Origin of the sequence: Streptomyces sp. NBC_01463 (assembly GCA_036227345.1) — a bacterium.
Lineage (GTDB): Bacteria > Actinomycetota > Actinomycetes > Streptomycetales > Streptomycetaceae > Streptomyces.
In genome coordinates this window covers 6,293,624-6,319,055 of record CP109468.1, presented here as the reverse complement: position 1 = coordinate 6,319,055, position 25,432 = coordinate 6,293,624, and the positions used below count along the sequence as shown (strand labels likewise).

The window sequence follows — 25,432 nt, the reverse complement described above, 5'->3', positions numbered from 1 at the left end:
GCCTCCCTGGTCGGTACGTGCGGGGTACGGGTTGCTGCCGGAACCTATGAGCGGCGCCCGCGCACGCCCATGTGGCAGGCGGACACCGGCGGGTGCCAGGTGTGTGCGGCCGGTCCCTTGTGCCGTCCCCGGGCCCCTCGGCGGGGCGGCCCCGCGCCGGGCGGCACCATGTACGCCGCCACCATGCGGGGGCGGGAGGGTGTGTGCACCGACGCCGTGTGACACGGGCCGCCGCGTACCTACGGTGACGGCCATGGAGACTTCCCGCAGACCGGATCACGAGCCCGCCGCCCCCTCCCCCGGCGGCGGAACCCCGCAGCCCCCCGCAGAACCGGTCCTGGCCGGGCGCACCGCGCTGGTGACCGGTGCGGCGAGCGGGATCGGGCGGGCCTGCGCGCAGGCGCTGGCCGCGGCGGGCGCCCATGTGCACGTCGTGGACCGGTCGGGCGAGGCCGCGAAGAGCCTGGCGGAGGAGATCGGCGGGACGGCCTGGGTGGTGGACCTGTCGGACCCCTCGGTCGTCGACACGCTGCCGGCCGATGTGGACGTCGTGGTCAACAACGCGGGGATCCAGCACGTCGCCCCGGTCCACGAGTTCCCGCCGGACCGGTTCGCGCTGATCCAGCGCGTGATGGTGGAGACCCCGTTCCGCGTCTTGCGCCGGACCCTGCCGGGCATGTACGAACGCGGCTGGGGGCGCGTGGTCAACATCTCGTCGGTGCACGGGCTGCGCGCGAGTCCCTACAAGTCGGCCTATGTGACGGCCAAGCACGCACTGGAGGGGCTGAGCAAGGTGGTCGCGCTCGAAGCGGCGGAGCACGGGGTGACGAGCAACTGCGTCAGCCCCGGATACGTACGCACGCCCCTGGTCGAGAACCAGATCGCCGACCAGGCACGGACGCACGGCATCTCGGAGGCGGACGTGGTGGGGCGGGTGATGCTGGAGCGCAGCGCGATCAAGCGGCTGATCGAGCCGGCGGACGTGGCCGAGGCGGTCCTGTGGCTGTGCGGGCCGCGCACCGGGCACATCACCGGCACCTCGCTCTCCATGGACGGCGGCTGGACCGCGAACTGACCTGCCTCGCCCCCCCTTTCTACGAACGCTGGATGCCATGCCTGAACCGCTCCCCTCCGCCGCACCCCACCTCCGGCGCCTGTTCGACCTGCTGGCCGACGACGCGCCCGCCGAGGCGCTGGGGGCGGTCTCCTCGCAGGCGCGGGGGGACGGTGTGCCCGCCGACGAGCTCGCCGAGGTGGAACGGGCCACGGCCACGGCGCTGCGGATCAGGGGCGCCCTGCGCCAGCACCGGCGCCGGGAGCTCCAGCTGACCGCGCTCTTCGACACGGCGGGCGATCTGGCGGCCTCCCGCGACCTGGACGACGTGCTGAAGGCGATCGTGCGCCGGGCCAGGATGCTGCTGGGCACGGACACCGCCTACCTCACGCTCCCGGACGAGGAGGCGGGCGACACCTACATGCGGGTGACGGACGGGTCGGTGTCGGTGCTCTTCCAGCGGCTGCGCCTGGAACTGGGCGAGGGGCTCGGCGGGCTGGTGGCGCAGACGGCGAGCCCGTACGCGACCCCGGACTACCGCACCGACGACCGCTTCCGCCACACCCGCAACATCAATGCCGGGGTGCTGGACGAGGGCCTCGTCGCCATCCTGGGCGTTCCCCTGCTGCTCGGCTCCAGCCGGGGCGGTACGGGGAAGGTGATCGGCGTCCTGTTCGCGGCCGACCGGGCGCCCCGGGTCTTCAGCCCCGACGAGGTGGCGCTGCTGTGCTCGCTGGCCGCGCACGCCGCGATCGCGATCGACACCGCGCGCGCACTCGCCGACACCACATCGGCCCTCGCCGAACTGGCGGAGGCGAACGCGGAGCTGGCCGAGGCCAACGCCTCCGTACGGGCGCACTCGGCGGCCATGCAGCGGGCCGAGGAGTCGCACGACCGGCTCACCGACCTGGTGCTGCGCGGCCGGGACGTCACGGACGTGGCGGCGGCCGTGGCCGGGCTCCTCGGCTCCCCCCTGACCATCCACGACCCGGGCGGCCGCCCGCTGGCCGCCGTGCGTCCGGACGGTACGGGCTTCGCCGCGGACAGCATGGACGCCGGGTGGCTGGCGGAGGCGGCCGAGGAGTCCCGGACGGGGGCGCGTGCCGTGCACCGCGACGGGCGGGTGGTCTGCGCGGTGCTGGCCGGGCAGGAGCTGCTGGCCGGCCTGGTGCTGCACCGGGGCCGGCCGCTGGACGACTCCGACCGCCGGCTGTTCGAGAGATCGGCGGTGGTCACCGGGCTCCTCCTGCTCCTGCGGCGCACGGTGGCCGAGACGGAGAACCGGATACGCGGCGAGCTGATCGCGGACCTGCTGACGGACTCCGGGCGCGACCCGGCGGGCCTGGCCGAACGGGGCCGCCGCCTGGGCATCGACCTGGACCGCCCGCATCTGCTGCTGGTGGCGGAGACCGCGGCCCGGGAGCGGCTGGCGCCGGCCGCGATGCGCTATCTGTTCGGCGGCGACATCCACGGGGTGAGCGCCGAACACGCGGGTGCGGTGGTCCTGTTGGTCGAGGCGGAAGGGCCGGCGACCGCGGGCCCCGCGGCCCGATCGGCGGCGGCCCAGCTCGGCCAGCTGGCCCAGTCCCCCGTCACCGTGGCCGCCGCCGGACCGGCCCGCGGCCCCCGGGAACTGGCCGAGGCCTACGGGGAGGCGGCGCGCTGTCTGCGGGCGATGCGGGTGCTGGGGCGGACCGGCGAGGGCGCGTGCGTGGAGGAGCTCGGTTTCCTGGGCGTGGTGCTGGGCAACGCGCAGGACGTCGACGGGTTCGTGTCGGCGGCCCTGGGACCGCTGCTGGAGTACGACGCACAGCGCGGCACCCACCTGGTGCGGACGCTCAGCGCGTACTTCGGCGCGGGCGGCAGCCTGATCCGGGCCAAGGACGAGCTGCACGTCCACGTGAACACGGTGGTGCAGCGGCTCGACCGGATCCAGGTGCTGCTGGGCCGGGACTGGAACGAGCCGGACCGGGCGCTGGAACTGCAACTTGCCCTGAGACTGCACCTTTTGTCGGGCACCCGGCCCGCCGGCACCCGCTGAGGGCCGCCCGCGTGGCGGGTGTCCTACACTCCGGTCCATGAAGATCGCGACTGCCTCCGTCACCGGGGACCTGGCACCGGCCGGCGTGCTGAGGGCCTCGGTCAACCTCGGGAACCCGGTCCTGGCCCAGGGCACGCCCGCCGATCCGGCCGGGGTCACGGTCGACCTCGCGCGGGAGATCGGCGCGCGGCTGGGCGTGCCGGTGGAGCTCCTCTGCTTCGACGCGGCCCGCAAGTCGTACGAGGCGATGGCCACCGGCCGGGCCGACATCTGCTTCCTGGCGATCGACCCGGCCCGGGAGGCCGAGGTCGCCTTCACCGCCCCCTACGTACTGATCGAGGGCGTCTACGCCGTACCGTCGGGCTCGGACTTCGCCTCCGCGGCCGACCTCGACCGGGAGGGCGTCCGGATCGGGGTGAAGCAGGGCTCCGCGTACGACCTGTTCCTGACCCGCACCCTCCGGCACGCGACGGTGGTGCGTGGTGCGGAGGGCGTCGACGTGTTCCGCGAGCAGGGCCTGGAGGCCGCGGCCGGCATCCGGCAGCCGATGACGGAGTTCGTCGCGGCCGATCCGGACGGGGTGCGGCTGATCGAGGACAGGTTCATGGAGATCCGGCAGGCGGTGGGGACGACCCGCAGTCGGAAGCCCGAGACGGTGGACTTCCTGCGGGACGTGGTCGAGGAGCTGAAGGCCACGGGTTTCGTGGCCGAGGCGCTGCGCCGCTCGCACCGGTCCGATTCCCTGGTGGCCCCGCCCGCCTGAGGGGGGCGAGGAGGTGCCGGGTCGTCGATCACCCCTTCGCCCCCGTCCCCTCAGTCCTCCGGCGGGAACACCACTTCCCCCGAGTCGGCCAGCGCGATCGTGATGGCCTCGACCGGGCAGCCCTCGGCGGCTGCGAGGACCTTTTCGTTGGCGTCGGTCTCCGGGTCGACGGGGTGCGACTGCCGGGCGGTGTCCAGCCGGAAGCCGTCCGGCGCGTGATTCACGCACATCCCCGACCCGATGCAGACACCGCGGTCCACCTCAACGCTCCACCGGTCGCCCATCAGGCCTCTCCCCCGTACCCGGCGGGCAGGTGGATCATCTTGTGCTCGAAGTACTCCCCGTACCCCTCGGGCCCGAACTCCCTTCCCACACCGGAGTTCTTGTAGCCGCCGAACGGCCCGAGCATGTCGAGGCTGAAGGTGTTCACGCTGTACGTGCCCGTCCTGACCCGGCGGGCGATGTCGATGCCGCGCTCGGTGTCGGCGGTCCAGACGCTGCCGCTGAGCCCGTACTCGGAGTCGTTGGCGATCTTCACGGCCTCGTCCTCGTCGCCGTACGGCAGCAGACAGATGACCGGCCCGAAGATCTCCTCGCGGGCGACGCGCATGGAGTTGTCGACGTCACCGAAGAGCGTCGGCTCGACGTACCAGCCGCGCTCCTGGGACGCCGGGCGCCCACCCCCGGTCAGGACCTTCGCGCCCTCCTCCTGCCCGATCCGGATGTAGTCGAGGGAGCGCTGCTGCTGGCGCTGCGCGACGAGCGGGCCGAGTTCGGTGGCGGGGTCGAGCGGGTCTCCGACCTTCAGCGCACCGGCGGCGGCGGCGAAGGCCTCGGCGGTCTCCTCGTAGCGGGACCGCGGCACCAGGATGCGGGTCTGGGCCACGCAGGCCTGCCCGTTGATCATCCAGGCGAAGGGCACGATGCCGGCGACGGCGGTGTCCAGATCGGCGTCGGGAAGGATCACGGCGGCGGACTTCCCGCCGAGTTCCAGGGTCACGCGGGTGAGGTTGCGCGAGGCGACCTCCATGACGCGCCGCCCGGCGGCGACGGACCCGGTGAACGAGACCTTGTCGACGCCCGGGTGCCCGACGAGGTACTCGCTGACCTCGCGGTCGGCGGGCAGGATCGACAGCACGCCCTCGGGCAGCCCGGCCTCGGCGACGATCTCGGCCAGGATGTAGGCGTCGAGCGGCGATTCGGGCGACACCTTGAGGACGGCCGAGCATCCGGCGAGCAGCGCGGGCGCGAGCTTGGCGGCGGCCGTGAACTGGGGGACGTTCCACGGCACGACGGCCGCGACGACCCCGACCGGCTCCCGCCGTACGAGCAGCGGCCCGAGCGCCCCGTCGCGGCGCTCCTCGTACGGGAAGGTGCGGGCGACGGTGATGGCCGCGTCCCACACCATCATCGCGGCGAGGGCCTGCACCATGACGCTGGAGGTGTACGGGGTGCCGTTCTCCGAGCTGATGACCCGGGCTATCTCCTCGTACCGCACGGCGAACGCGTCCTTGATCCGCGTGACGACGGCGATCCGCTCGTCCAGCGGCATCCGCGGCCAGGGCCCGTGGTCGAACGCCTGCCGGGCGGCGGCGACGGCCCGGTCCACGTCCCCCTCGGCGGCATGCGGCACCCGGCCGATGACCTGCTCGGTGTGCGGGGAGATGACCTCGATGACATCCCGCCCGAGCGGATCGACCAACTCCCCGCCGATGAACAGTTTTCCGTGTTCGACAAGCTCGCTCATGGCTGCTGCCTCCCGCGACGCGGCACGTGACCCGACCGACTCGATGACCGACTCGACGACGGGCTCCGCAATTGCCTGGCTTCAGATCTGACTCCGTGTCAGAACTGATACCAGTTCCAGTTCCAGGAGTCCACGGCTGGGACAGCAACCGCGGCACGACCCGGGCCGCAGACTGGCACCCATGACCGCGTCCCTGCACCACATCGTCATCGACACCCACGACCTGCCGGCCCTGGCCCGTTTCTGGGCCGCGGTACTGAAGTGGCGCATCCTGTCCGAGCGGGAGCGCGAGGTGGTGATCGGGCCGGACATCGGCTCCCCGGTCGGCATCTGCTTCATGCCGGCTCCCGAGACGAAGACCGTGAAGAACCGCCTGCACCTCGACCTGACGACGGCCCCGGGCGAGGGAGAGGCGGAGATCGAGCGCATCCTCGCGCTCGGAGCGCGCCGCGCGGAACTCGGTCAGACCGGAGACGAGTCATGGACCGTGCTCGCGGACCCGGAGGGGAACGAGTTCTGCGTCGTGCGGCCGAAGGCCACGCTGATCGGATGACGGGCCCGTGCGGCCGAGACGGATAGTCGACCGGGGCTACCACTGGAACAAGTTCTCGTTACAGTGGACGCGGCGCGTCGTGGCCGTATCCCGCACGCCGCCCAGGCCGCTCGGAGATGGGGAGCCCATGACGCAGGTGATCAACCACGGTGGCGGCGTCCACAGCATCAAGGTCCCCATCCCGGACAACCCGCTGGGCCACACCCTGGTCCATCTGCTCGACACGGACCGGGGCCCGGTCCTGATCGACACCGGCTGGGACGACCCGGAGGCCTGGGACACGCTCACCGCCGGGCTCACCGGCGTGGGCGTGGACGTCACCGACATCCACGGCGTGGTCATCACCCACCACCACCCCGACCACCACGGCCTCTCCGGCCAGGTCCGTGAGGCGTCCGGGGCCTGGATCGCGATGCACGCGGCCGACACCGCGATCGTCCGCCGCACCCGCGCGTCGGAGCCGGGCACCTGGCTGGCCTACCTCGCGGCGAAGCTGGCGACGGTCGGCGCCCCCGATGACCACATCGCCCCGCTGCTGGCCGCCCGCGAGAAGGGCGGCCGGATGCGCACCCTGCCCGGTCTGCGGGCGGCGATCCCGGACCGCGAGATCGTGCCGGGCGAACTCCTCGACCTGGCGGGCCGCACCCTGCGCGCGATCTGGACCCCGGGCCACACCCCCGGCCACGTCTGCCTGCACCTGGAGGAGGACCACCCGGCCAACCTCCCGGGCCGCGGCCGCCTCTTCTCCGGCGACCACCTGCTCCCCGGCATCAGCCCGCACGTCGGCCTCTACGAGGACCCGGACGACGCCACGGCCGCCACGGACCCGCTGGGCGACTACCTCGACTCCCTGGAACGCATCGGCCGCCTGGGCGTGGCCGAGGTCCTCCCGGCCCACCAGTACGCGTTCGCGGACGCGGCGGGCCGCGTGCGGGAACTCCTGGACCACCACGAGGAACGCCTGACGGGCCTCCTCGCCCTCCTCGCCGAACCGCTCACACCGTGGCAGCTGGCCGAACGGATGGAGTGGAACCGCCCCTGGGAGCAAATCCCCTACGGCTCCCGGAACATCGCCGTCTCGGAGGCCGAGTCGCACCTGCGCCGCCTGGTGAAGCTGGGGCGCGCGGAGGCGGTGACGGGGAGCGAGCCGGTGACGTACGTGGCGGTGTGAGACCGGGATCGACGAGCGGTCACCCGACGGCGTCGGCACCCTCCCGCGGCCCCGCCGGGGCGGTTTCGGGCGCCCGCCCGCCCGGCAGCACGGCGGGGCGGTCTTCCGGCTCACCGGCAAGGCTGTCGGCCGCCGCGCGCCGACGCGCCGCGTAGGCGGTCGCGACGAGGGTGAGGGCGACCGTCCCGGCGAGCGCGGGCCAGTACACGTAACGGTAGTTGGACTCGGGGGCCGTGGGCAGGTAGGCGAGGACGTACAGCAGTGAGCTCGCGCCGAGGAGCCGGAGTTCCCGGGTGTAGGGGCCGGGCCAGCGGCGTCGCAGCACCAGCACCAGCGAGACGGCCAGCCAGAACCAGCCCTGGAACAGCATCGGCAGGTCGCGGGCGAACCCGGTCACGTAGTTCTGCAGGGCGGACCGCAGCGTGTCGTTCAGCGGCTCCTTCCGCACGTCCGGGTGCAGCCGGGCGCCGGCGTTGACATGGGTGCCGTTCCAGAACCGCTGGTTGCTCTGGAAGAGCAGCTTGCTGAAGACCCGGCCCCGGTACTCGACGTACCCCTTCCAGTGCCGCGGCATCTGCTGCGTCCACATCCGGACGATGACGTCGGCGCGCCGGTCCAGGTACGTCACGTCGAACGGCCCGTCCTGCGGGAAGCACTGGAGGTACGCGTCGGAGGCGATCTGCCGCTTCTGGCAGTCGACGGCGGTGGCGACCAGACGGTCGCGCAAGTCGTCGCTCGCACCGGCATGTTCGGCGGCGGTGCGCACCTGGGCCGGGGTGAGCACGTGGACGAGGTCGTCCACCGGGATCACCGCGTACACCCGGGTGGTGAGCGGGGCGGTGGCCGCGGACACCCCGGCACCGGCCGCCAGCACGACCGCGACGAAGACACCGGTGGCGGCCAGCCAGCGGCGCCGGCCCGGGACGGGCCATGCGGCGAGGACCAGCAGGGCGAAGACGGGGATCGCGGCGGGGATGCCGTTCTTCCGCACGAGGGCGGCGTACACGAGGAGCAGCACACCCAGCACCAGCAGGGCCCAGCGGCTCCTGACCCGCTCCGGCGGCAGGTCGCGCACGGTGAGTGCGATCGCGAAGACGGCGAGGAGCGCGTACGCCAGGTGCACGTCCTTCCACACCACGCCGGTCAGGTTCATGATGTGCGGCGCGAAGCCGACGGCCAGCACGGCGAGGGAGAGCCCCCGGCTGCCGGTCTTCCGCCACGTCAGCCGGGCGAGGACCCAGAGCGTCCCCCACAACAGGGCGGCCTGCGCGGCGGCCATGGAGGAGAAGTCCCCCGTGATCCCGATGAGGATCCGCCAGGCGAGCGCCATCACGGGCGGATGCCAGTCGTTCACCGGTTCGTCGCCGAGCGCCTGCCACAGCTGGGTGTTGCTGTCCGCGCTGAGGTATCCGGGGTGGAAGACGGTGGCCACGGCGTATCCGCAGACCGCCGCGATGCCCCCCAGACACCACGGCCACAGCGTGCCCGTCCTCCAGCCTCTGCGCAGTGCGGTGGTCCACCGGTCGACGGTTCCGGACATGAGGGCGGGGTCCTCCCAGCCGATGATGACGGGGCGCGGTGCCGCTCAACTGCGAGCAGGGAGCAAACAGTTCACGGACAGCATGAACCGGAATCTATGCGTAACGGACGACGGAGGACAAACCGGAACTACTATTCACCCGAACGGAGAGCGGCGCGGGCCGGCGCCGCACATCACCGGGCGGGAGCCCCGCAGGTCCCTTCCGGCCCGCGGCAGGGCACAATCCGGAGCTGTGACGATCACCGTGCGCGAACTCAACCGGGCGACCCTCAGCCGCCAACTGCTCCTGGCGCGTGAGCCGCTGACCGTCGCCGACGGGGTGCGGCGGGTGGTCGCGCTCCAGGCGCAGCACCCGGCGTCCCCGTACGTCGCCCTGTGGAACCGGCTCACGGACTTCGCCCCGGCCGAGCTCGACGCCGCCTTCACCGACCGCACGGTGGTGAAGGCCACGCTGATGCGGATCACACTGCACGCCGTGCACGCCGAGGACTACCCGGCCTTCCGCGCGGCGATGCGGCCGACGCTGTACGCCTCGCGCCTGGGCGCCCGCTTCGCCGCGGCGGGGCTGACTCCGGCGGACGCCGAGGAACTGGTGCCGGAGCTGCTGGCGTTCGCCCGCCGGCCGCGGACCTCCGCGGAGATGCAGGCGTGGGCCGAGGAGCGGCTGGGCGCCGAGAAGAAGGACGGCGGGTGGTGGGGGCTGAAGGGGTACGCGCCGCTGCACCACGCCCCGACGGGCGCGCCCTGGTCCTTCGGCCACCGCCCGTCCTTCGTCGCGGCGGGCGACAGCGGACCGGAGCCCACTGGCCGCGCGGTGGACACCCAGGCCCTGCGGACCTTGATCCTGCGGTATCTGGCGGGGTTCGGGCCCGCGTCGATCGCGGACGTGGCGCAGTTCGCCATGGTGCAGCGCGCACCGGTCCGCACGGCGTTCCTCGCCATGGGCGACTCCGTCGAACAGCTCCAGGGCCCGGACGGCGAGGCCCTGTTCGACCTCCCCGGCGCATCCCGCCCGCCCGCCGGCACACCCTCCCCGCCCCGCCTGATGGCCATGTGGGACAGCGTGCTGCTGGCGTACGCGGACCGCAGCCGGGTGATACCCCCGGAGTACCGCCCCCTGGTCATCCGGCGCAACGGCGACGTCCTGCCCACCCTGCTGGTGGACGGCCGCGTCGCCGGCGTCTGGCGCCCCACGGCGGACGGCATAGAGGCCACGGCGTTCCACCCGCTCTCCCCGGCGGCCTGGGACGGGCTCGCGGCGGAGGCCGAGTCACTGACGGCCTTCCTCGGCGATCGCGAGGCGGAGGTCTACGGCCGCTACCACCACTGGTGGAGCAAGCTCCCGGAGGGCGAGGTGCGGGTGCTGTAGGGGGGCGGCTTCCGTCTCCGCGGTCAGGACTTCTTCGGCCACACGTACAGCGTGCCGCTCACCGACGCCTCGTTCGACGAGTCGTCGATGTTCTCGATCAACGCCATGGAGACCGCGCCCTGGTCCGTCACGGAGCACAGCGCCGCGCCCTCGACGAAGCCGCGCCCCTCGCGGTCGTAGCTGTCGAGCAGGGCCAGGGGTCCGAAGCCGGTCCTCGACGCCGCCTCGCAGGACTCGAAGGACTTCGGGAGTCCGTCCCGCAGGAGGCCCACGCGGGTGTTGGGCAGTGCGCGCAGCCGGTAGTTGTTGCGGTCGTTGCAGGAGTCGGGCCAGTAGAGGAGTTCTGCCCCGCCGGGGTCCTTGGCCACGCCGATCAGGTCGCCCTTGACGAGGGCTTCCACCCGGCTCATGCCGTCGTCGAGGTCCACCAGCTGCTGTTCGTCCTGGTTGCAGGGGGCGGGGGCCAGGCCCCACATCGTCTTGACCGCGTCCCCGTACCCGGCCGGTGCCGTGAGGTCGGTGTCCGCGGGGGCCGTGTCGCCCGGGCTCGGGGATGCCGAAGGCTTCGGGGTCGCGGTGGGTGATTCGGTCTCCGCCGAGGCGTGGTCCGGGCTGGACGGGGCCGAGGGCTCGGACCGCGGGCTGCTGGAGGCGGGGGCCGGGGACGCTGCGGGGGCGGGGTCGGGGTTGTTGCTGAAGATCACCGTCGCCACGATGCCGATCATGGGGATCGCGATACCGCCGACCCACCACGCCCACCTGGGCGGATCCGTGCGCGGTGGCGCCGGTGGCACGGGGGGATGGGGCGGCGGGGTGCCCGGCGGGCGGGAAGGGGGCGGGGGGAATCCCCCGGTACCTGTCGTCATGCCCGTCCGCCGCCCCTCAACCCGCCTGATTCATAAGCCGGTTGCAGTTTAACGATCACTGTTCGAAAGGGCCATGGACTATTCCGGGCGTTCCGGGCGGGCAGCCTCCGTCGCCGCGCCGCCCCCGCCTCCGGCGCCCGGGCCGGGGGCCTCAGCGGCCTCCCGGTAGAGTGGGCAGGTCGTCATCATGCCCGTTCAGGGGGAAGCCGGTGCGAATCCGGCGCTGGCTCGCAGCCGTGACCGCGTCCACGCGGAAGTCGGAATGCCCTGTCCGAGTTGTGACCGGCTCGTGCCGTCGGGAACCCCCGGCGGCCGGCACCGTCGAGGTATGCGGAGCCGGAGCTGGGTGCCTGTGTGTGCCTGTGCCCGGTTCCCCCAGGAGAGGCCCCGCCCGCCATGACCGTACGCCGCAGCGCAGCCGCGCTCGCCGCCACCGCCACCGTGCTCTGTGCGGCCGCAGCCCCGGCCGCAGTCGCCGCGCCGTCCCCCTCCCCCTCGCCGTCCGTGGCCCTGCCCTCGGGGCTGTACGGCACGAAGGACCCGACGTACGACGGGGTCTGGCGGCAGTCGCTGGCCTTCGCCTCGCAGCGCGCCGTGGGCGTCACGCCCGCCGCCAAGGCCGTCGACTGGCTGATCGGGCAGCAGTGCGACAGCGGGGCGTTCCCCGCGTACCGTCCGGACCCGTCCGTGGCCTGCGACGACAAGACCATGATCGACACCAATGCGACCGCGGCCGCCGTACAGGCGCTGCACGAGGTCCGCGGGCACGAGGACCTCGTGCACAACGGGGTGTCCTGGCTGAAGTCCGTACAGAACAAGGACGGCGGCTGGGGTTACACCGCCGGCGGCCCGAGCGACGCGAACTCCACCTCGATCGTGATCGGCGCCCTCGCCCGGGCCGGGGAGAAGCTCGGCGATGTGACGACGGACGGCGGCAAGACGCCGTACGACGCCCTGCTCACCTTCGCCATCCCCTGCGGCGGCAAGGACGGCGGCGCGTTCGCCTACCAGCCCGACAAGGCAGGCAAGCTCGTCGCCAACGGTGACGCCACCGCGGCCGCGGTCCTCGGCTCGCTCGGCAAGGGGCTCGTCGTCGGGAACAACGCCGCCGTCAAGGACCCCACCTGCACCAAGGGCGCCGTGGCCAAGCCCGAGCAGGCCGCCCAGAACGGTGCCTACTACCTCGCCGGCGCCCTCGCCGAGTCCGGTCACCTCGACTCCCCGCCGATGCCCGGCGCCGAGGACAGCGCCCCGCAGCCCGACTTCGGCAACACCGCCGACGCGGTCGTCGCGCTGTCCGCCTCCGGCCACAAGGACAAGGCCGCCGCCTCCGTGAAGTGGCTGGAGAAGAACTCCGCTGCCTGGGCGAAGGAGAACGGCCCCGCCGCGTACGCGCAGCTCGTCATGGCCGCCCACGCCACCGGCACCGACGTCCACGACTTCGGCGGCGCCGACCTCGTCGCCCAGCTGAACGCGACCGGGCCCGAGCCCGCCGCGGTCAAGAAGCCGACGGCGTCCGAGACCAAGGAGGAGGAGAAGAAGGACAGCGGCGACGGGGACGGGATCGGCGGTGTCTGGTGGTTCGTCGGGATCGGCCTCGCCGTCGGCGCCGGCGCCGGGTTCCTGATCAGCGGCCGCCGCAAGAACCAGCAGCTGTGAGCGCCACCCGGCAGCCCCCGCGGCGCGCCGGACGTGCCGCCGCGCCGCTGGTGGTCCTGCTCCTGGGCGCCTTCCTGGCCGTGCTCGGTGCGGGCACGGCCCAGGCAGCGGGCTACCGCTACTGGTCGTTCTGGGAGGGCTCCGGCACCGGGTGGGCCTACGCCACCCAGGGGCCGTCGCTGGTGCGTCCGGACGACGGTTCGGTGCAGGGCTTCCGGTTCTCCGTGAGCGCGGACTCGCAGGACGCCTCCAAGCCGCGCCGCGCCCCCGACTTCGCGAAGATCTGCGCGGACACCCCGGCCAAGGACGGCACCAAGCGGGTCGCGCTCGTCATCGACCCCGGTACGGCCGCCGACGCCCCGGACGGGGAGACTCCGCCCGCGCCGCGGAGCGTGTGCGCGCAGGTTCCCGAGGACGCGAGCAGCGCGGACGCCCTCGCCTCGGTGGCCAAGCCGCTGCGCTACGGCAGTGACGCGCTGCTCTGCGCGATCTCCGGCTACCCGGCCTCAGGCTGCGGTGAGCAGGTGTCCGGGGACGGGGCCAGTACCGGGGGCAGTAGCAAGAAGGCCTCTGCTCCCGCCGGCGACAGCGGGTCCGACGGCGGCGGCGGGCCGTCCGCCGGGGTTCTCGTCGGGATCGGCGCCGTCCTGCTCCTCGGCATCGCCGCAGTCGCGCAGGCCCGCCGCCGCCGCGGATGACCGGGCGGACGGCGGCCGGCGGCACGGGCGCCGCGGCCGGCCCGTTCCGGGCCTGGCGCGCGCCCGTCGCCACCCGGAGCAACGCGCTGCCCGCCGGGGCCTGGTGGCTGTGGGCCCTCGGGCTCGCCACCGCCGCGTCCCGGACCACCAACCCGCTGCTGCTCGGCCTGCTGGTCGGCGTGGCCGGGTACGTCGTGGCCGCGCGGCGCACCGACGCTCCGTGGGCCCGTTCGTACGGGGCGTTCATCAAGATCGGGCTGTTCGTCATCGGGGTGCGGCTGCTCTTCTCCGTCTTCCTCGGGTCCCCGATCCCGGGGACGCATGTCGTGTTCACGCTGCCCGAGGTGCCGCTGCCCGAGTGGGCGAAGGGCGTGCGGATCGGCGGCCGGGTGACCGCCGAGCAACTGCTGTTCGCGCTGTACGACGGGGCGAAGCTGGCCGCGCTGCTGATCTGTGTCGGCGCCGCGAACTCGCTGGCCAATCCGGCCCGGCTGTTGAAGTCGCTGCCCGGTGCGCTGTACGAGGCCGGGGTGGCCGTCGTCGTCGCGATGACGTTCGCGCCGAACATGGTCGCCGACGTGGTGCGGCTGCGGACCGCCCGGCGGCTGCGCGGCCGGCCGACCGGCGGGGTGCGGGCCGTGCTCCAGATCGGGCTGCCGGTGCTGGAGGGCGCGCTGGAGCGGTCGGTCGCGGTGGCGGCGTCGATGGACGCGCGCGGTTACGGGCGTACCGCCCACGTGCCGGCCGCCGTCCGGCACACCACGAACGTCCTCACGCTCGGCGGGCTGCTGGGGGTCTGCGCCGGTACGTACGGGCTGCTCGCCGCGCAGGGTGCGGTGTACGGGCTGCCGCTGCTGGCCGTCGGGCTCGTCGCCGCGATGGCCGGGCTGCGGCTCGGCGGGGCGCGGTCTGTGCGGACCCGCTACCGGCCCGACCGGTGGGGCGCGAGGGCCTGGCTGGTCGCGGGGTCCGGTGCGGCGGTCGCGGTGGCGATGATCTGGGCGGGCAGCGCGGATCCGGCGGCGCTGCACCCCGGTGTCGTACCGCTGACCGCGCCCGTGCTGCCGCTGTGGCCCGCCGCCGCGGTGCTGACCGGACTGCTGCCGGCGGTCGTCGCGCCCGTCCCGCCGTCCCCCACAGGCTCGCCCGCCGCGCCTTCCCCCACAGGCTTCGAGGAGCAGGTGTGATCCGGTTCGACGATGTTTCGGTGCAGTACGAGGGGGTCGGGCACCCGACCCTGTCGGGGGTCGATCTGACCGTTCCGGAGGGTGAGCTGGTGCTCCTCGTCGGGCCTTCGGGGGTCGGCAAGTCGACTCTGCTGGGTGCCGTGTCGGGGCTCGTACCGCACTTCACCGGTGGCCGGCTGACCGGGCGGGTCACCGTCGACGGGCGCGACACCCGCACCCACAAGCCCCGTGAGCTGGCCGATCTGGTCGGCACGGTGGGCCAGGACCCGCTCTCCCACTTCGTGACCGACACGGTCGAGGACGAGCTGGCGTACGGCATGGAGTCGCTGGGCCTCGCCCCGGACGTGATGCGGCGGCGGGTCGAGGAGACCCTCGATCTCCTGGGCCTCGCCACGCTGCGCGACCGGCCGATCGCCACGCTCTCCGGAGGCCAGCAGCAGCGGGTCGCGATCGGTTCCGTCCTGACCCCGCATCCCCGGGTCCTCGTGCTGGACGAGCCGACGTCCGCGCTGGACCCGGCGGCGGCCGAGGAGGTTCTCGCGGTCCTCCAGCGGCTCGTCCACGACCTGGGGACGACGGTCCTGATGGCGGAGCACCGGCTGGAGCGGGTGGTGCAGTACGCGGACCAGGTCGTCCTGCTGCCGTCCCGGGGCGCCGCCCCGGTGATGGGGGCGCCCGCCGATGTGATGGCGCTCTCGCCGGTGCATCCACCGGTGGTGGCGCTGGGGCGGACGGCCGGCTGGGATCCGCTGCCGTTGTCGGTCCGCGACGCCCGGCGCCGGGCCGAGGGGATGCGGGAGCGGCTGGCGGGCGTGACGCCCGGACCGGTCGGCGGCAGCGGCGAAGCCCGGCGGCTTCCCCCGCAGGTGCCCGCTCCGCACCCCGCGCCGCGGCGGTCCGCCCTGGCCCGGCTGTTCGCCCGCGCCCCGCAGCAGGAGGCCCCCGGGCCGGACGCCGACGCCACCAACCGCGTGGAGCGTCTCGCGGTGCGGCGCGGCCGTGTCGAGGCGCTGCGCCGGGTGACCCTGACCGTCGCCCCGGGCGAGACCGTCGCCCTGATGGGGCGCAACGGCGCGGGCAAGTCCACCCTGCTCGGCGCCCTCGTCGGCATGGTCGAGCCCACCTCCGGCACCGTCCTCGTCGGCGGCCGCACCCCGCACCGCACGCCGCCGCACGAGATGGTGCGCCGCGTCGGGCTCGTACCGCAGGAGCCGCGCGATCTACTGTACGCGGACACCGTCGCCGCCGAGTGCGCGGCGGCCGACGCCGACGCGGGCGCCGCGCCGGGCAGCTGCCGGGCCCTGGTCTCGGAGCTGCTGCCGGGTGTGGCGGACGCCACGCACCCCCGGGATCTGTCCGAGGGCCAGCGGCTCGCGCTGGCGCTCGCGCTCGTGCTGACCGCCCGGCCCCCGCTGCTGCTCCTGGACGAGCCGACCCGCGGTCTGGACTACGCGGCGAAGGCCCGGCTCGTCGCGGTGCTGCGCACGCTGGCGGCCGAGGGCCATGCGATCGTGCTGGCCACCCATGACGTGGAGCTGGCCGCCGAGCTGGCCCACCGGGTGGTGATCCTCGCCGACGGAGAGGTGGTGGCGGACGGTCCGACGCCGGAGGTCGTGGTGTCGTCCCCCGCGTTCGCCCCGCAGATCGCCAAGATCCTCGCCCCGCAGGAGTGGCTCACCGTGTCCCAGGTCCGGGCGGCGCTGGACGGTGACGCATGACCGGCACGAAGGTCCGGGGCGCGCGGCCGGTGCGGCTCGGGCCGCGGGCCGTCGCCGCGCTGGTGCTGATCAGCGCGATCGGGGTGGCCGCCTTCGGCTGGCCGCTGCTGGCCGGCCCGGACTCCGGGCTCGCGCATTCGCAGGACGCGCCGTGGCTGTTCGCCGCGCTGCTGCCGCTGCTGGTCGGGGTGGTGGTCGCGATGATCGCGGACGCCGGGCTCGACGCGAAGGCGGTGGCGATGCTGGGGGTGCTGGCCGCGGTCGGTGCCGCGCTGCGGCCGCTGGGGGCGGGCACGGCGGGGCTTGAGCCGATGTTCTTCCTGATGGTGCTGAGCGGGCGGGTGCTGGGGCCGGGCTTCGGCTTCGTGCTCGGCTCGGTGACGATGTTCGCCTCCGCGCTGCTGACCGGCGGAGTGGGTCCGTGGATGCCGTTCCAGATGCTGTCCATGGGCTGGTTCGCCATGGGCGCCGGGATGCTGCCGGGGCCGGACCGGCTGCGCGGGCGCGCCGAGCTGCTGATGCTCGCCGCGTACGGAGCGGTGGCGTCGTTCGCGTACGGGACGGTCATGAATCTGTACGGGTGGACGATCGTGCCGGGGCTCGGCTCGGGCATCTCCTTCCATCCCGGTGACGCGCTGGCCGACAACCTGGTGCGGTTCCTGGCGTACTGCACGGCCACCTCGCTGGGCTGGGACCTGGGGCGTGCCGTGCTCACCGTCGTCCTGACACTCACCGTCGGAACCGCGCTGCTGAAGGCGCTGCGCCGGGCCACCCGCCGCGCGGCCTTCGAGGCCCAGGTCACATTCGGGGTCCCGGAGGAGTGAGGGCACCCACAGGACCTTGGTCCTGTACGAAGCGGGTTAGGAGGCGCGAGGAGCGTCCACTGGACCCCGTTGCGCACCCTCCGACCTGCTATGACGCGGTTTGGGGCGGTTCGGGACCTTCGGCCCGGGGTGCGAGGCGGGGTCGTACCGGGGGTCGTTGCGGTCGTTGAACGGCGCGGCTAACCATGGAGATGTCGCCGAGCACCGCAGCGTCCACCGGAACGGACAGCGGTCAACGCGCAACGGTCCACGCAGGATTCGGACCGGAGCACGCGACTCCCCCGTACCCGACGTTAGGTTCCCTGTGTCGTTCGCCCGTAACATCCTCGCCCGTCGCAAGTCCGCCGTCGCCGGTGCAGCAGTGCTGCTGGGTGCCTCCGGTGTGGCTCTGGGCGTCTCCCCGGCCATGGCGGCCACCACCGCCGCGCCGACGTCCGCTGCCGCGAGTGCGCAGGACACGGCGAAGTCGATGATCGGTGACGACGCGCAGTTCCAGTGCTTCAGCAACATCGTCAGCCACGAGAGCGGCTGGAACCCGAGCGCGACCAACGCCTCCTCCGGCGCCTACGGCCTGGTCCAGGCCCTGCCCGGTTCGAAGATGGCGTCCGCCGGCTCCGACTGGCAGACCAACCCCAGCACCCAGATCAAGTGGGGCATGGACTACATGAACTCCCGCTACGGCAGCCCGTGCGGCGCCTGGTCGTTCTGGCAGGCCAACAACTGGTACTGAGTCCACCCGGACCGCAGCCAGTAGCACCGAGGCCCCCCGACCGCTTCCGCGGCCGGGGGTCCTCGGCGTTTCCCGTCATCCGCGCGCGGCCAGCGCGTCGAACCAGCGCACGATCTGCGGACCGGACTTCAGGTAGGTGCCGTTGTGGTCGGCGGCGCCCTGGTCGGTCACCGGCACCTTCGTGCCGTGCGCCGCCAGATCGGCGGCGCAGGCGCGGGCGTTGGCGATCGGGACGTCGGTGTCGCCCGACGCGGAGTAGAGGCGCACCGGCACGCCCGGCCGCCACGCGCAGTTGCCGTCCTGTGCGCGGACCGCTGCCAGCAGCGCCCCGCTCGGGTGCTGGACCTTCTCGTAGTACGCGTCGGTGAGCAGGTCCTTCAGCGTGCCGGGCAGGGCCGTGAAGATCTCCTCCTCGGTGTGGTGGGTGCCGAAGAGCTCCTCGGCGATGTCCGCGTACGGTGCGCGGAACACCTCGGCGGGGTCCTCGTACAGCGGGTGGATCCGGTTCTGTGCGGTGAGGAAGTACGTCATGTAGAAGAGGCCGCTGGTGTCGTTGACCCTGCCGTCGAAGAGTGCGGGGATCTCGGCGTGCTCGATGTCGTACGGGCCGGAGACGGGGGCCAGGGCCTTCAGGGTGAAGCGCCGGTCGGCCCCGTTCCGCAGCGCCTTGCCCAGGGCCATCGCGACCTGGCCGCCCTGCGAGAAGCCGCTCGCGTACACGTCGCCGGTCAGCGGGCGGTCCAGGCGCTGCGCGGCGGTGCGGGAGGCGCGGAGCATGTCGAGCGAGGCGCTGACGGACGAGGCGGTGTCCATGTACGGGTGGTGTCCGGGGCCCTCGCCCAGGCCCAGGTAGTCCGGGGCGGCGACCGCCCGCCCGGCCGAGGCGTGCAGATACGGGGCGTAGCGGCCGAAGTCCTCGCCGACGGAGGGCGCGTAGTCGCGGTGGACCATCGTGCCGTGGGTGTCGGAGACCAGGTCCAGCCGGTGGGCGCCGCCGTCGGGGAGCACGAACAGGCCGGTGGCGGTGGTGGGCGCGCCCTGCGGGGTGAGGGTGCGGTAGGTGAGCCGGTAGGCCCGCACGCCGTGCCGGACGGTGGCCGTGTCCATGCCCGCCGAGGCGAGGAAGTCCTTCACGCCGGCCCGGCCGACGGTGGCGACGGGCGTGATCGACAGGAGGGCTCCGCGGGCGGTGTGCCGCGCGTCGGTGGTGGTCGCGGACGGCCGCGGTGCGGAGTCCCGGCGGCCGTCCGCCGCGGCGGGCACGGTTCCCAGTGCGGCGAGGACCACCACCGTGGCGGCGGCCAGGAGTCGTCGTGCGCGGTGGGCCGGGGCGGAGTTGCTCGCGTTGTTTCCCATGACCAGGACGCTATGCAGCCGCGTACGGGGCCACCATCGGCGTGAGCCCCGGCCGGGGGTGTACCTGGGAGCACCTTCGGACCTGGGGCCCGCCACCTCGCCGTTGTCCGCTCCGTGCGCCATCCGGCGGCCTGTCCGAAAGATGTTGGGGGCCCGTTGTCGTGCCTGCGTCCCCCCATTAACGTGCGCACCGCAGAATCCAGTTCACATCTGACGCACCATCCGCGGCCCTGACCAAGGAGTGCTCGTGACGCAGCTGTCGAGACGTACGCTACTGACCTCCGCCGGAGCGGTCGGTGTGACCGCCGCCCTCGGGACGCAGATCCCGGCCGTCGCCGGTCCGGCACGTGAGGCGGGGGGCACCGCGGCCGCGCACGCGGCGCTGGAACGGCTGCTGGGCGCGCAGGCCGGGCAGTTCCGGCTCACCCTCCTCGATCCGGCGGACGGCGGCGAGCGTTTCCGGATCGGCGGCCGACGGGGCCGCGTCGAGGTCGCCGGGACCAGTCCGGCGGTGCTCCTGACCGGGGTGCACTGGTATCTGAAGTACGTGTGCGACGCGGTGATCTCGTGGGCGGGGAGCCAGCTCGACCTGCCGGCCGTGCTGCCCGCGCCCGCCCGGCCGCTGGAGCGGCGGGCGACGGTCCCGCACCGGTTCACCTTCAACGACACGTATGACGGGTACACAGCCCCGTACGCCGACTGGTCGCGCTGGGAGCGCACCATCGACGTGCTGGCCCTGCACGGCTGCAACGAGGTGTTCCTGACCGTCGGTCAGGAGGCGGTGTACCACCGGGTGATGCAGGAGTTCGGCTACAGCGACGCGGAGACCAGGGCCTGGATCCCGGCACCGACCCATCAGCCGTGGTGGCTGCTGCAGAACATGAGCGGGTACGGGGGGCCGCTCGGCCCGGAGCTCATCGCCCGGCGGGCCGCCCTGGGCCGCCGGGCCGCCGACCGGATGCGCGAGCTCGGCATGGCCCCGGTCCTGCCCGGCTACTTCGGCACGGTCCCGGGCGGCTTCGCCGACCGCAATCCCGGCGCCGCCGTCGTCCCGCAGGGCCAGTGGTCCGGATTCCGGCGCCCCGACTGGCTGGACCCGCGCACCGACACGTTCGCCCGGGTCGCCGAGTCCTTCTACCGGCATCAGCGCGTGCTGTTCGACGACGTGCCCTCGTACAAGATGGACATCCTGCACGAGGGCGGCAGCGCGGGCGGGGTGGACATCCCCGAGGCGGCGCGCGGCATCGAGCGCGCGCTGCAGACCGCCCGGCCCGGTGCCACCTGGGTGATCATGGGCTGGACCGGCAATCCGCGCCGGGAGCTGCTGGACGCGCTCGACAAGACCCATGTGCTGATCGTGGACGGCCGCTCCGAGCTGGACGAGGCCACGGACCGCGAGAAGGAGTGGGGGAACACTCCGTACGCGTTCGGCGCGATCCCGAACTTCGGCGGCCGGACCACGCTCGGCGCGATGGCCCCGGCCTGGACGCAGAAGTTCCCGGCCTGGCGCGACAAGGCGGGCAGCACCCTGTCGGGCACCGCCTATCTGCCGGAGTCCACCGACCGCGACCCGGCCGCCTTCGAGCTGTTCACCGAACTGGCCTGGCGCGAGGAGCCCGTCGACCGGGCCGCCTGGTTCACCCGGTACGCGCGGTTCCGCTACGGCGGCCGGGACGGGCACGCCGCCGAGGCCTTCGCCGCGCTGCGCGACACCGCCTACGACGTGCAGAGCAGCGACGGCCGTCCGCACGACTCGCTGTTCGCCGCCCGCCCCGACCTCGCCGCGGTCAACGCCACGTACTGGGGCACCACCCAGCTGTCGTTCGACTCGGCCGGTTTCGACCGTGCGTTCGCCGGGCTGCTGCGGATGAAGGAGTCGCTGCGCCGCTCGGAGGCGTACCGCTTCGACCTGACCGACTTCGCCCGCCAGGCGCTCGCCAACCGTTCCCGGCAGCTGCTCCCGCAACTGCACGCCGCCTATACGCGGGGGGACCGGGCCGCGTTCGCCGTCCTGTCCGGGCTGTGGCTGAAACTGATGCGGCTGAGCGACGAGATGACGGGCGGACACCGGGCGTTCATGCTCGGGCCGTGGCTGGACGAGGCGCGGCGCTCCGCCTCGTCGCCCGCCGAGGCGGCCCAGCTGGAACACAGTGCCCGTGCGCTGATCACCACCTGGGCCGACCGTCCGGCGGCCGACGGCGGTCTGCTGGCGAACTACGCCAACCGCGACTGGCAGGGCCTGATCGCCGACTTCCATCTGCCGCAGTGGCAGACCTACCTGGACGAGATGGCGGACGCGCTCGCCCACGACCGGGCGCCCGAGGTCTTCGACTGGTACGCCGTCGAGGAGCCGTGGACGCACGAGCGCAAGACCTACCCGCTGCGGGAGCTGAGCGCGCGCGCCGCGCACCGCACCGCCCGCCGGGTGTACGACACGCTCGCCGCCGCCCCCTACCAGGGCACGGTCACCGTCGCGGCCGACCGGGCCGCCGTCCCGCCGGGCGGCTCGGCCGTCGTCGAGGCCGGGTTCCGCAACGTCAACGGCCTGCGCGCGACCGGTCCGGTCCGCTTCCTCCTCGGGCTGCCCGGCCTGGAGTCCGTGGCGCAGGGGCCCGTCGAGCTGCCCGGGGTGGAGGCGGGCGGCAGCGCCCGGGCGAGCTGGCGGATCACCGCCCCGCAGGCCGCGCCGAAGGAGCCGCTGGAGCCGCATCCGTTCGAGCTGCGGACGCGGTACGGGCCGCGCGGGGAGCGGCCGGTCACGGCGGTGGTGCGGGGGCAGGTGTACGTGGCCGGGCCGCTGGAGGCGGACTGGCTGGTCCACAACGCGAACGACGCGTCGTTCGGCCGGCTGGCCGACCGCTTCGCCATCGACGGGGCGGGACGCGATCTGTGGGGGGCCACGGCCGAGTTCGGCGCGGTCTACCGGGCGGCGGCGTTCGGGGAGGGCGGATCGGTGACCGTGCGGGTGGACTCCCAGGAGAACACCGGGAACTGGGCGCGGGCCGGGCTCGTCGTCCGCAACGCGATGCCGGCGAGCGGGTCCCGGGGCTTCCTGAACCTGGCACTGACCCCGGCCAACGGGGTGGTGCTCTCGTACGACGCCAACGGTGACGGCACCCTGGAGAAGCGGGACTCGCTGCCCGGCGTGCAGGGGCCGGTGCTGCTGCGGCTGACCCGGTCCGGCGCCTCGTACACGGGCTCCTGCTCGACGGACGGCGGAGCCTCCTGGCGGGCGATGGCCGCGGTGACGGTGCCGGGTGCGGCGGCCGTCCAGGACGTCGGGTTCTTCATGACGGCGGCGAACGGCGGTTCCGGCCGGCGCGGCCGGGCGGACTTCAGCGGCTGGTCGCTGACGGGCTGAGGCGTGCGTGGCCGGGATGCGCCCCGGCCACGCGTCCGTCCGCCGGCCGGGGGCCTACAGGCGCTGGATGATCGTGCCGGTCGCCAGCGCACCGCCCGCGCACATGGTGATCAGGGCGAACTCCTTGTCCCTGCGCTCCAGTTCGTGCAGCGCGGTGGTGATCAGCCGGGCGCCGGTCGCGCCGACCGGGTGCCCGAGCGCGATCGCACCGCCGTTGACGTTCACCTTCTCCAGGTCCTGGTCGAAGACCTGCGTCCAGCTGAGCACCACGGACGCGAAGGCCTCGTTGATCTCCACGATGTCGATGTCCCTGAGCGACATCCCGGCCTTGCCGAGCACCGCGCGGGTCGCGTCGACGGGGCCGTCGAGGTGGAAGTGCGGGTCGGAGCCGACCAGCGCCTGGGCGACGATCCGGGCCCGCGGCTTGAGCTTGAGCGCGCGGGCCATCCGCTTGGACGCCCACATGATCGCGCAGGCGCCGTCGGATATCTGCGAGGAGTTGCCCGCGGTGTGGACGGCGGTGGGCATCACGGGTTTGAGCCGGGCGAGTCCCTCCATCGTGGTGTCGCGCAGCCCCTCGTCGCGGTCGACCAGCCGCCACATGCCCTGGCCGGCGGCCTGCTCCTCCTCGGTGGTGGGCACCTGGACCGCGTACGTCTCCCGTTTGAAGCGCTCCTCGGCCCAGGCGACGGCCGCCCGCTCCTGCGAGATGAGGCCGAGCGAGTCGACGTTCTCCCGGGTGAGGCCGCGTTTGCGGGCGATGCGCTCGGCGGCCTCGAACTGGTTGGGCAGGTCGACGTTCCACTCGTCGGGCCACGGCTTGCCCGGGCCGTGCTTGGAGCCGCTGCCCAGCGGTACCCGCGACATCGCCTCGACCCCGCAGCTGATGCCGACGTCGATCACCCCGGCCGCGACCATGTTGGCGACCATGTGGGAGGCCTGCTGCGAGGAGCCGCACTGACAGTCCACGGTCGTCGCGGCCGTCTCGTACGGGAGCCCCACGGTGAGCCAGGCGTTGCGTGCCGGGTTCATGGACTGTTCGCCGGCGTGGGTGACGGTGCCGCCGACGATCTGTTCGACGCAGTCGGCGTGGATGCCGGTCCGGCCGAGAAGTTCACGGTAGGTCTCACCCAGCAGATAGGCGGGGTGCAGATTGGCGAGCGCGCCTCCGCGCTTGCCGATGGGGGTGCGTACGGCTTCGACGATGACGGGTTCCGCGGCCATGAGCTCGTCCTCTCCTCGCACTTCCGCAGAGGCGTCCCGGCGCCCACGGAAGGAACTAGTACGCGTTCTAGTTCTTCTTGCAGTCTTATGAGGCTTACCCCCGGTACGCAAGGGTCTTGCACGCACCTTGCGCGGCCTTCACGGCCAGCACCCGCTTCGAACCTGGCCGGTTCACCGATGCTTCACGCAACAGATCCGGCCATGCCCCTTGTCAGTTGTAGAACTCGTTACTACCTTTCGGGCAACTTCTGATGGGTCGTCAGACATTGCTCGGACGGCTCTCGGACCGACCTGGAGTTCTTGACCTGGAGCTGCCGATGCCCTGCCCCCATCTGCCCGAAGGGTTCGACTTCACCGATCCCGACCTGCTCCAAGCCCGGGTCCCGCACCCGGAGTTCGCCATGATGCGGGAGACCGCGCCGGTCTGGTGGTGCACCCAGCCCACCGGCATCTCCGGCTTCGACGACTCGGGCTACTGGGTCGTCACGCGCCACGCGGACGTCAAGTACGTCTCGACCCACCCCGAACTCTTCTCGTCGAACACCAACACCGCGGTGATCCGCTTCAACGAGACCATCAGCCGGGACCAGATCGACGTCCAGAAGCTGATCATGCTGAACATGGACCCGCCCGAGCACACCCGGGTCCGCCAGATCGTCCAGCGCGGCTTCACCCCCCGGGCCGTCAGGTCCCTGGAGGAGGCGCTGCGCAGCCGGGCGCGGTCGATCGTCGAGACGGCGCTTGCCGCGGCCGACGAGGACGGCTCCTTCGACTTCGTCAACAACATCGCCGTGGAGCTGCCGCTCCAGGCCATCGCCGAGCTGATCGGCGTGCCGCAGGAGGACCGGGCCCGGATCTTCGACTGGTCGAACAAGATGGCCGCGTACGACGATCCGGAGTACGCGATCACCGAGGAGATCGGCGCCGAGGCGGCGATGGAGATCGTCTCCTACTCGATGAACCTCGCGGCGGCCCGCAAGGAGTGCCCGGCCAAGGACATCGTCTCCCAGCTGGTCGCGGCCGAGGGCGAGGGCAACCTCTCCTCCGACGAGTTCGGCTTCTTCGTGATCCTGCTCGCCGTGGCCGGCAACGAGACGACGCGCAACGCCATCAGCCACGGCATGCACGCCTTCCTCACCCACCCCGAGCAGTGGGAGCTCTACAAGCGCGAGCGGCCGGAGACGACCGCCGAGGAGATCGTCCGCTGGGCGACGCCCGTGGTCTCCTTCCAGCGGACCGCCACCCAGGACCTGGAACTGGGCGGGCAGCAGATCAAGAAGGGCGACCGGGTCGGGCTGTTCTACTCCTCGGCCAATAACGACCCCGAGGTGTTCGAGAACCCGGAGCGGTTCGACATCTCCCGCGACCCGAACCCGCACCTCGGCTTCGGCGGCGGCGGTCCGCACTTCTGCCTGGGCAAGTCCCTGGCCGTGATGGAGATCAACCTGATCTTCAACGCGATCGCGGACGTGCTGCCGGACCTGCGGCTGACCGGTGACCCGCGCCGGCTGCGGTCGGCCTGGCTCAACGGCATCAAACAGCTCCAGGTGAGCGCGACCGCCTGAGCCCCG

General features: G+C 73.1%; 20 protein-coding genes and 1 riboswitch. Of the genes, 14 read left to right on the top strand and 6 right to left on the bottom strand.

The features are described 5' to 3' along the window. Window positions 1-253: 253 nt before the first annotated feature. The 3 genes from OG521_27845 to OG521_27835 are packed head-to-tail and all read left to right on the top strand — an operon-like array spanning window position 254 to window position 3,858. Complete coding sequence (locus tag OG521_27845; protein WUW24373.1) at window positions 254-1,075, top strand: 3-hydroxybutyrate dehydrogenase; 822 nt, start codon at window positions 254-256, stop codon at window positions 1,073-1,075. Between the two features lie 37 nt (window positions 1,076-1,112). Continuing rightward, window positions 1,113-3,095, top strand: a complete 1,983-nt coding sequence (locus OG521_27840) for a helix-turn-helix domain-containing protein (protein WUW24372.1) — start codon at window positions 1,113-1,115, stop codon at window positions 3,093-3,095. A gap of 37 nt (window positions 3,096-3,132) precedes the next feature. Beyond that, window positions 3,133-3,858, top strand: a complete 726-nt coding sequence (locus OG521_27835; protein WUW24371.1) for a transporter substrate-binding domain-containing protein — start codon at window positions 3,133-3,135, stop codon at window positions 3,856-3,858. A 50-nt stretch (window positions 3,859-3,908) separates the two neighbouring features. Here the strand turns inward: OG521_27835 and OG521_27830 are convergent, their stop codons facing one another. Both OG521_27830 and OG521_27825 read right to left on the bottom strand, forming a co-directional pair. After that, window positions 3,909-4,142, bottom strand: coding sequence for a ferredoxin (locus OG521_27830; GenBank protein WUW24370.1), 234 nt, complete (start codon window positions 4,140-4,142; stop codon window positions 3,909-3,911). Further along, window positions 4,142-5,605: an aldehyde dehydrogenase gene (locus OG521_27825; protein ID WUW24369.1), complete on the bottom strand. Its 1,464-nt coding sequence runs from the start codon at window positions 5,603-5,605 to the stop codon at window positions 4,142-4,144. The genes OG521_27830 and OG521_27825 overlap by 1 nt, the downstream gene beginning before the upstream one ends. Before the next feature lie 181 nt (window positions 5,606-5,786). Between OG521_27825 and OG521_27820 the strand changes: the two genes are divergently transcribed. Then, window positions 5,787-6,158, top strand: coding sequence for a VOC family protein (locus OG521_27820; protein ID WUW24368.1), 372 nt, complete (start codon window positions 5,787-5,789; stop codon window positions 6,156-6,158). A gap of 127 nt (window positions 6,159-6,285) precedes the next feature. After that, complete coding sequence (locus OG521_27815) at window positions 6,286-7,329, top strand: MBL fold metallo-hydrolase (GenBank protein ID WUW24367.1); 1,044 nt, start codon at window positions 6,286-6,288, stop codon at window positions 7,327-7,329. Window positions 7,330-7,348: 19 nt separating this feature from the next. Here the strand turns inward: OG521_27815 and OG521_27810 are convergent, their stop codons facing one another. Further along, window positions 7,349-8,869, bottom strand: coding sequence for a hypothetical protein (locus tag OG521_27810; GenBank protein WUW24366.1), 1,521 nt, complete (start codon window positions 8,867-8,869; stop codon window positions 7,349-7,351). A 232-nt stretch (window positions 8,870-9,101) separates the two neighbouring features. Between OG521_27810 and OG521_27805 the strand changes: the two genes are divergently transcribed. Further along, window positions 9,102-10,238: a winged helix DNA-binding domain-containing protein gene (locus tag OG521_27805; GenBank protein ID WUW24365.1), complete on the top strand. Its 1,137-nt coding sequence runs from the start codon at window positions 9,102-9,104 to the stop codon at window positions 10,236-10,238. 23 nt (window positions 10,239-10,261) lie between these two features. Here OG521_27805 and OG521_27800 read toward each other — a convergent pair whose 3' ends face one another. Continuing rightward, window positions 10,262-10,963 carry a hypothetical protein gene (locus OG521_27800; GenBank protein WUW24364.1) on the bottom strand — a complete coding sequence of 234 codons (702 nt, stop codon included), beginning with the start codon at window positions 10,961-10,963 and terminating at the stop codon, window positions 10,262-10,264. Window positions 10,964-11,301: 338 nt separating this feature from the next. Beyond that, window positions 11,302-11,372, top strand: a riboswitch (cobalamin riboswitch). Window positions 11,373-11,500: 128 nt separating this feature from the next. Here OG521_27800 and OG521_27795 point away from each other — a divergent pair. The 6 genes from OG521_27795 to OG521_27770 all read left to right on the top strand — a co-directional run bounded on the left by OG521_27795 (window position 11,501) and on the right by OG521_27770 (window position 17,920). Then, complete coding sequence (locus OG521_27795; protein WUW24363.1) at window positions 11,501-12,763, top strand: terpene cyclase/mutase family protein; 1,263 nt, start codon at window positions 11,501-11,503, stop codon at window positions 12,761-12,763. A gap of 47 nt (window positions 12,764-12,810) precedes the next feature. Continuing rightward, on the top strand, window positions 12,811-13,461 hold the full coding sequence (locus tag OG521_27790) for an SCO2322 family protein (GenBank protein ID WUW26817.1): 651 nt from the start codon (window positions 12,811-12,813) through the stop codon (window positions 13,459-13,461). Then, the gene (locus OG521_27785) at window positions 13,458-14,648 is read left to right on the top strand and encodes an energy-coupling factor transporter transmembrane protein EcfT (protein WUW24362.1); all 1,191 of its coding nucleotides are present in this window, start codon (window positions 13,458-13,460) and stop codon (window positions 14,646-14,648) included. The genes OG521_27790 and OG521_27785 overlap by 4 nt, the downstream gene beginning before the upstream one ends. After that, on the top strand, window positions 14,645-16,366 hold the full coding sequence (locus tag OG521_27780; GenBank protein WUW24361.1) for an ATP-binding cassette domain-containing protein: 1,722 nt from the start codon (window positions 14,645-14,647) through the stop codon (window positions 16,364-16,366). Before OG521_27785 ends, OG521_27780 begins: the two co-directional genes overlap by 4 nt. Further along, window positions 16,363-17,190 (top strand): ECF transporter S component, encoded by an 828-nt coding sequence (locus tag OG521_27775; GenBank protein ID WUW24360.1) that lies wholly within the window; start codon window positions 16,363-16,365, stop codon window positions 17,188-17,190. The genes OG521_27780 and OG521_27775 overlap by 4 nt, the downstream gene beginning before the upstream one ends. Window positions 17,191-17,494: 304 nt before the next feature. Beyond that, a complete protein-coding gene (locus OG521_27770; protein WUW24359.1) occupies window positions 17,495-17,920 on the top strand; it encodes a lytic transglycosylase domain-containing protein in 426 nt (141 codons plus the stop codon). 75 nt (window positions 17,921-17,995) lie between these two features. Here the strand turns inward: OG521_27770 and OG521_27765 are convergent, their stop codons facing one another. Further along, the gene (locus tag OG521_27765; GenBank protein WUW26816.1) at window positions 17,996-19,282 is read right to left on the bottom strand and encodes an alpha/beta hydrolase; all 1,287 of its coding nucleotides are present in this window, start codon (window positions 19,280-19,282) and stop codon (window positions 17,996-17,998) included. A 241-nt stretch (window positions 19,283-19,523) separates the two neighbouring features. On the opposite strand from OG521_27765, the gene OG521_27760 reads away from it, so the two are divergent. Beyond that, entirely contained in the window at window positions 19,524-22,637 is a 3,114-nt protein-coding gene (locus OG521_27760) for an alpha-N-acetylglucosaminidase (protein WUW24358.1), read from the top strand. Between the two features lie 54 nt (window positions 22,638-22,691). Here OG521_27760 and OG521_27755 read toward each other — a convergent pair whose 3' ends face one another. Next, window positions 22,692-23,861: a steroid 3-ketoacyl-CoA thiolase gene (locus OG521_27755; GenBank protein WUW24357.1), complete on the bottom strand. Its 1,170-nt coding sequence runs from the start codon at window positions 23,859-23,861 to the stop codon at window positions 22,692-22,694. A 317-nt stretch (window positions 23,862-24,178) separates the two neighbouring features. Here OG521_27755 and OG521_27750 point away from each other — a divergent pair, with 317 nt between their 5' ends. Further along, window positions 24,179-25,426, top strand: a complete 1,248-nt coding sequence (locus OG521_27750) for a cytochrome P450 (GenBank protein ID WUW24356.1) — start codon at window positions 24,179-24,181, stop codon at window positions 25,424-25,426. Window positions 25,427-25,432 lie beyond the last annotated feature (6 nt).

What these genes read in the sequence shown, in the direction of transcription:
- OG521_27845 (WUW24373.1), top strand. Translation starts at nt 254, where the DNA reads ATGGAGACTTCCCGCAGACCGGATCACGAGCCCGCCGCCCCCTCCCCC.
- OG521_27840 (WUW24372.1), top strand. Translation starts at nt 1,113, where the DNA reads ATGCCTGAACCGCTCCCCTCCGCCGCACCCCACCTCCGGCGCCTGTTC.
- OG521_27835 (WUW24371.1), top strand. Translation starts at nt 3,133, where the DNA reads ATGAAGATCGCGACTGCCTCCGTCACCGGGGACCTGGCACCGGCCGGC.
- OG521_27830 (WUW24370.1), bottom strand. Translation starts at nt 4,142, where the DNA reads ATGGGCGACCGGTGGAGCGTTGAGGTGGACCGCGGTGTCTGCATCGGG.
- OG521_27825 (WUW24369.1), bottom strand. Translation starts at nt 5,605, where the DNA reads ATGAGCGAGCTTGTCGAACACGGAAAACTGTTCATCGGCGGGGAGTTG.
- OG521_27820 (WUW24368.1), top strand. Translation starts at nt 5,787, where the DNA reads ATGACCGCGTCCCTGCACCACATCGTCATCGACACCCACGACCTGCCG.
- OG521_27815 (WUW24367.1), top strand. Translation starts at nt 6,286, where the DNA reads ATGACGCAGGTGATCAACCACGGTGGCGGCGTCCACAGCATCAAGGTC.
- OG521_27810 (WUW24366.1), bottom strand. Translation starts at nt 8,869, where the DNA reads ATGTCCGGAACCGTCGACCGGTGGACCACCGCACTGCGCAGAGGCTGG.
- OG521_27800 (WUW24364.1), bottom strand. Translation starts at nt 10,963, where the DNA reads ATGATCGGCATCGTGGCGACGGTGATCTTCAGCAACAACCCCGACCCC.
- OG521_27795 (WUW24363.1), top strand. Translation starts at nt 11,501, where the DNA reads ATGACCGTACGCCGCAGCGCAGCCGCGCTCGCCGCCACCGCCACCGTG.
- OG521_27785 (WUW24362.1), top strand. Translation starts at nt 13,458, where the DNA reads ATGACCGGGCGGACGGCGGCCGGCGGCACGGGCGCCGCGGCCGGCCCG.
- OG521_27775 (WUW24360.1), top strand. Translation starts at nt 16,363, where the DNA reads ATGACCGGCACGAAGGTCCGGGGCGCGCGGCCGGTGCGGCTCGGGCCG.
- OG521_27755 (WUW24357.1), bottom strand. Translation starts at nt 23,861, where the DNA reads ATGGCCGCGGAACCCGTCATCGTCGAAGCCGTACGCACCCCCATCGGC.
- OG521_27750 (WUW24356.1), top strand. Translation starts at nt 24,179, where the DNA reads ATGCCCTGCCCCCATCTGCCCGAAGGGTTCGACTTCACCGATCCCGAC.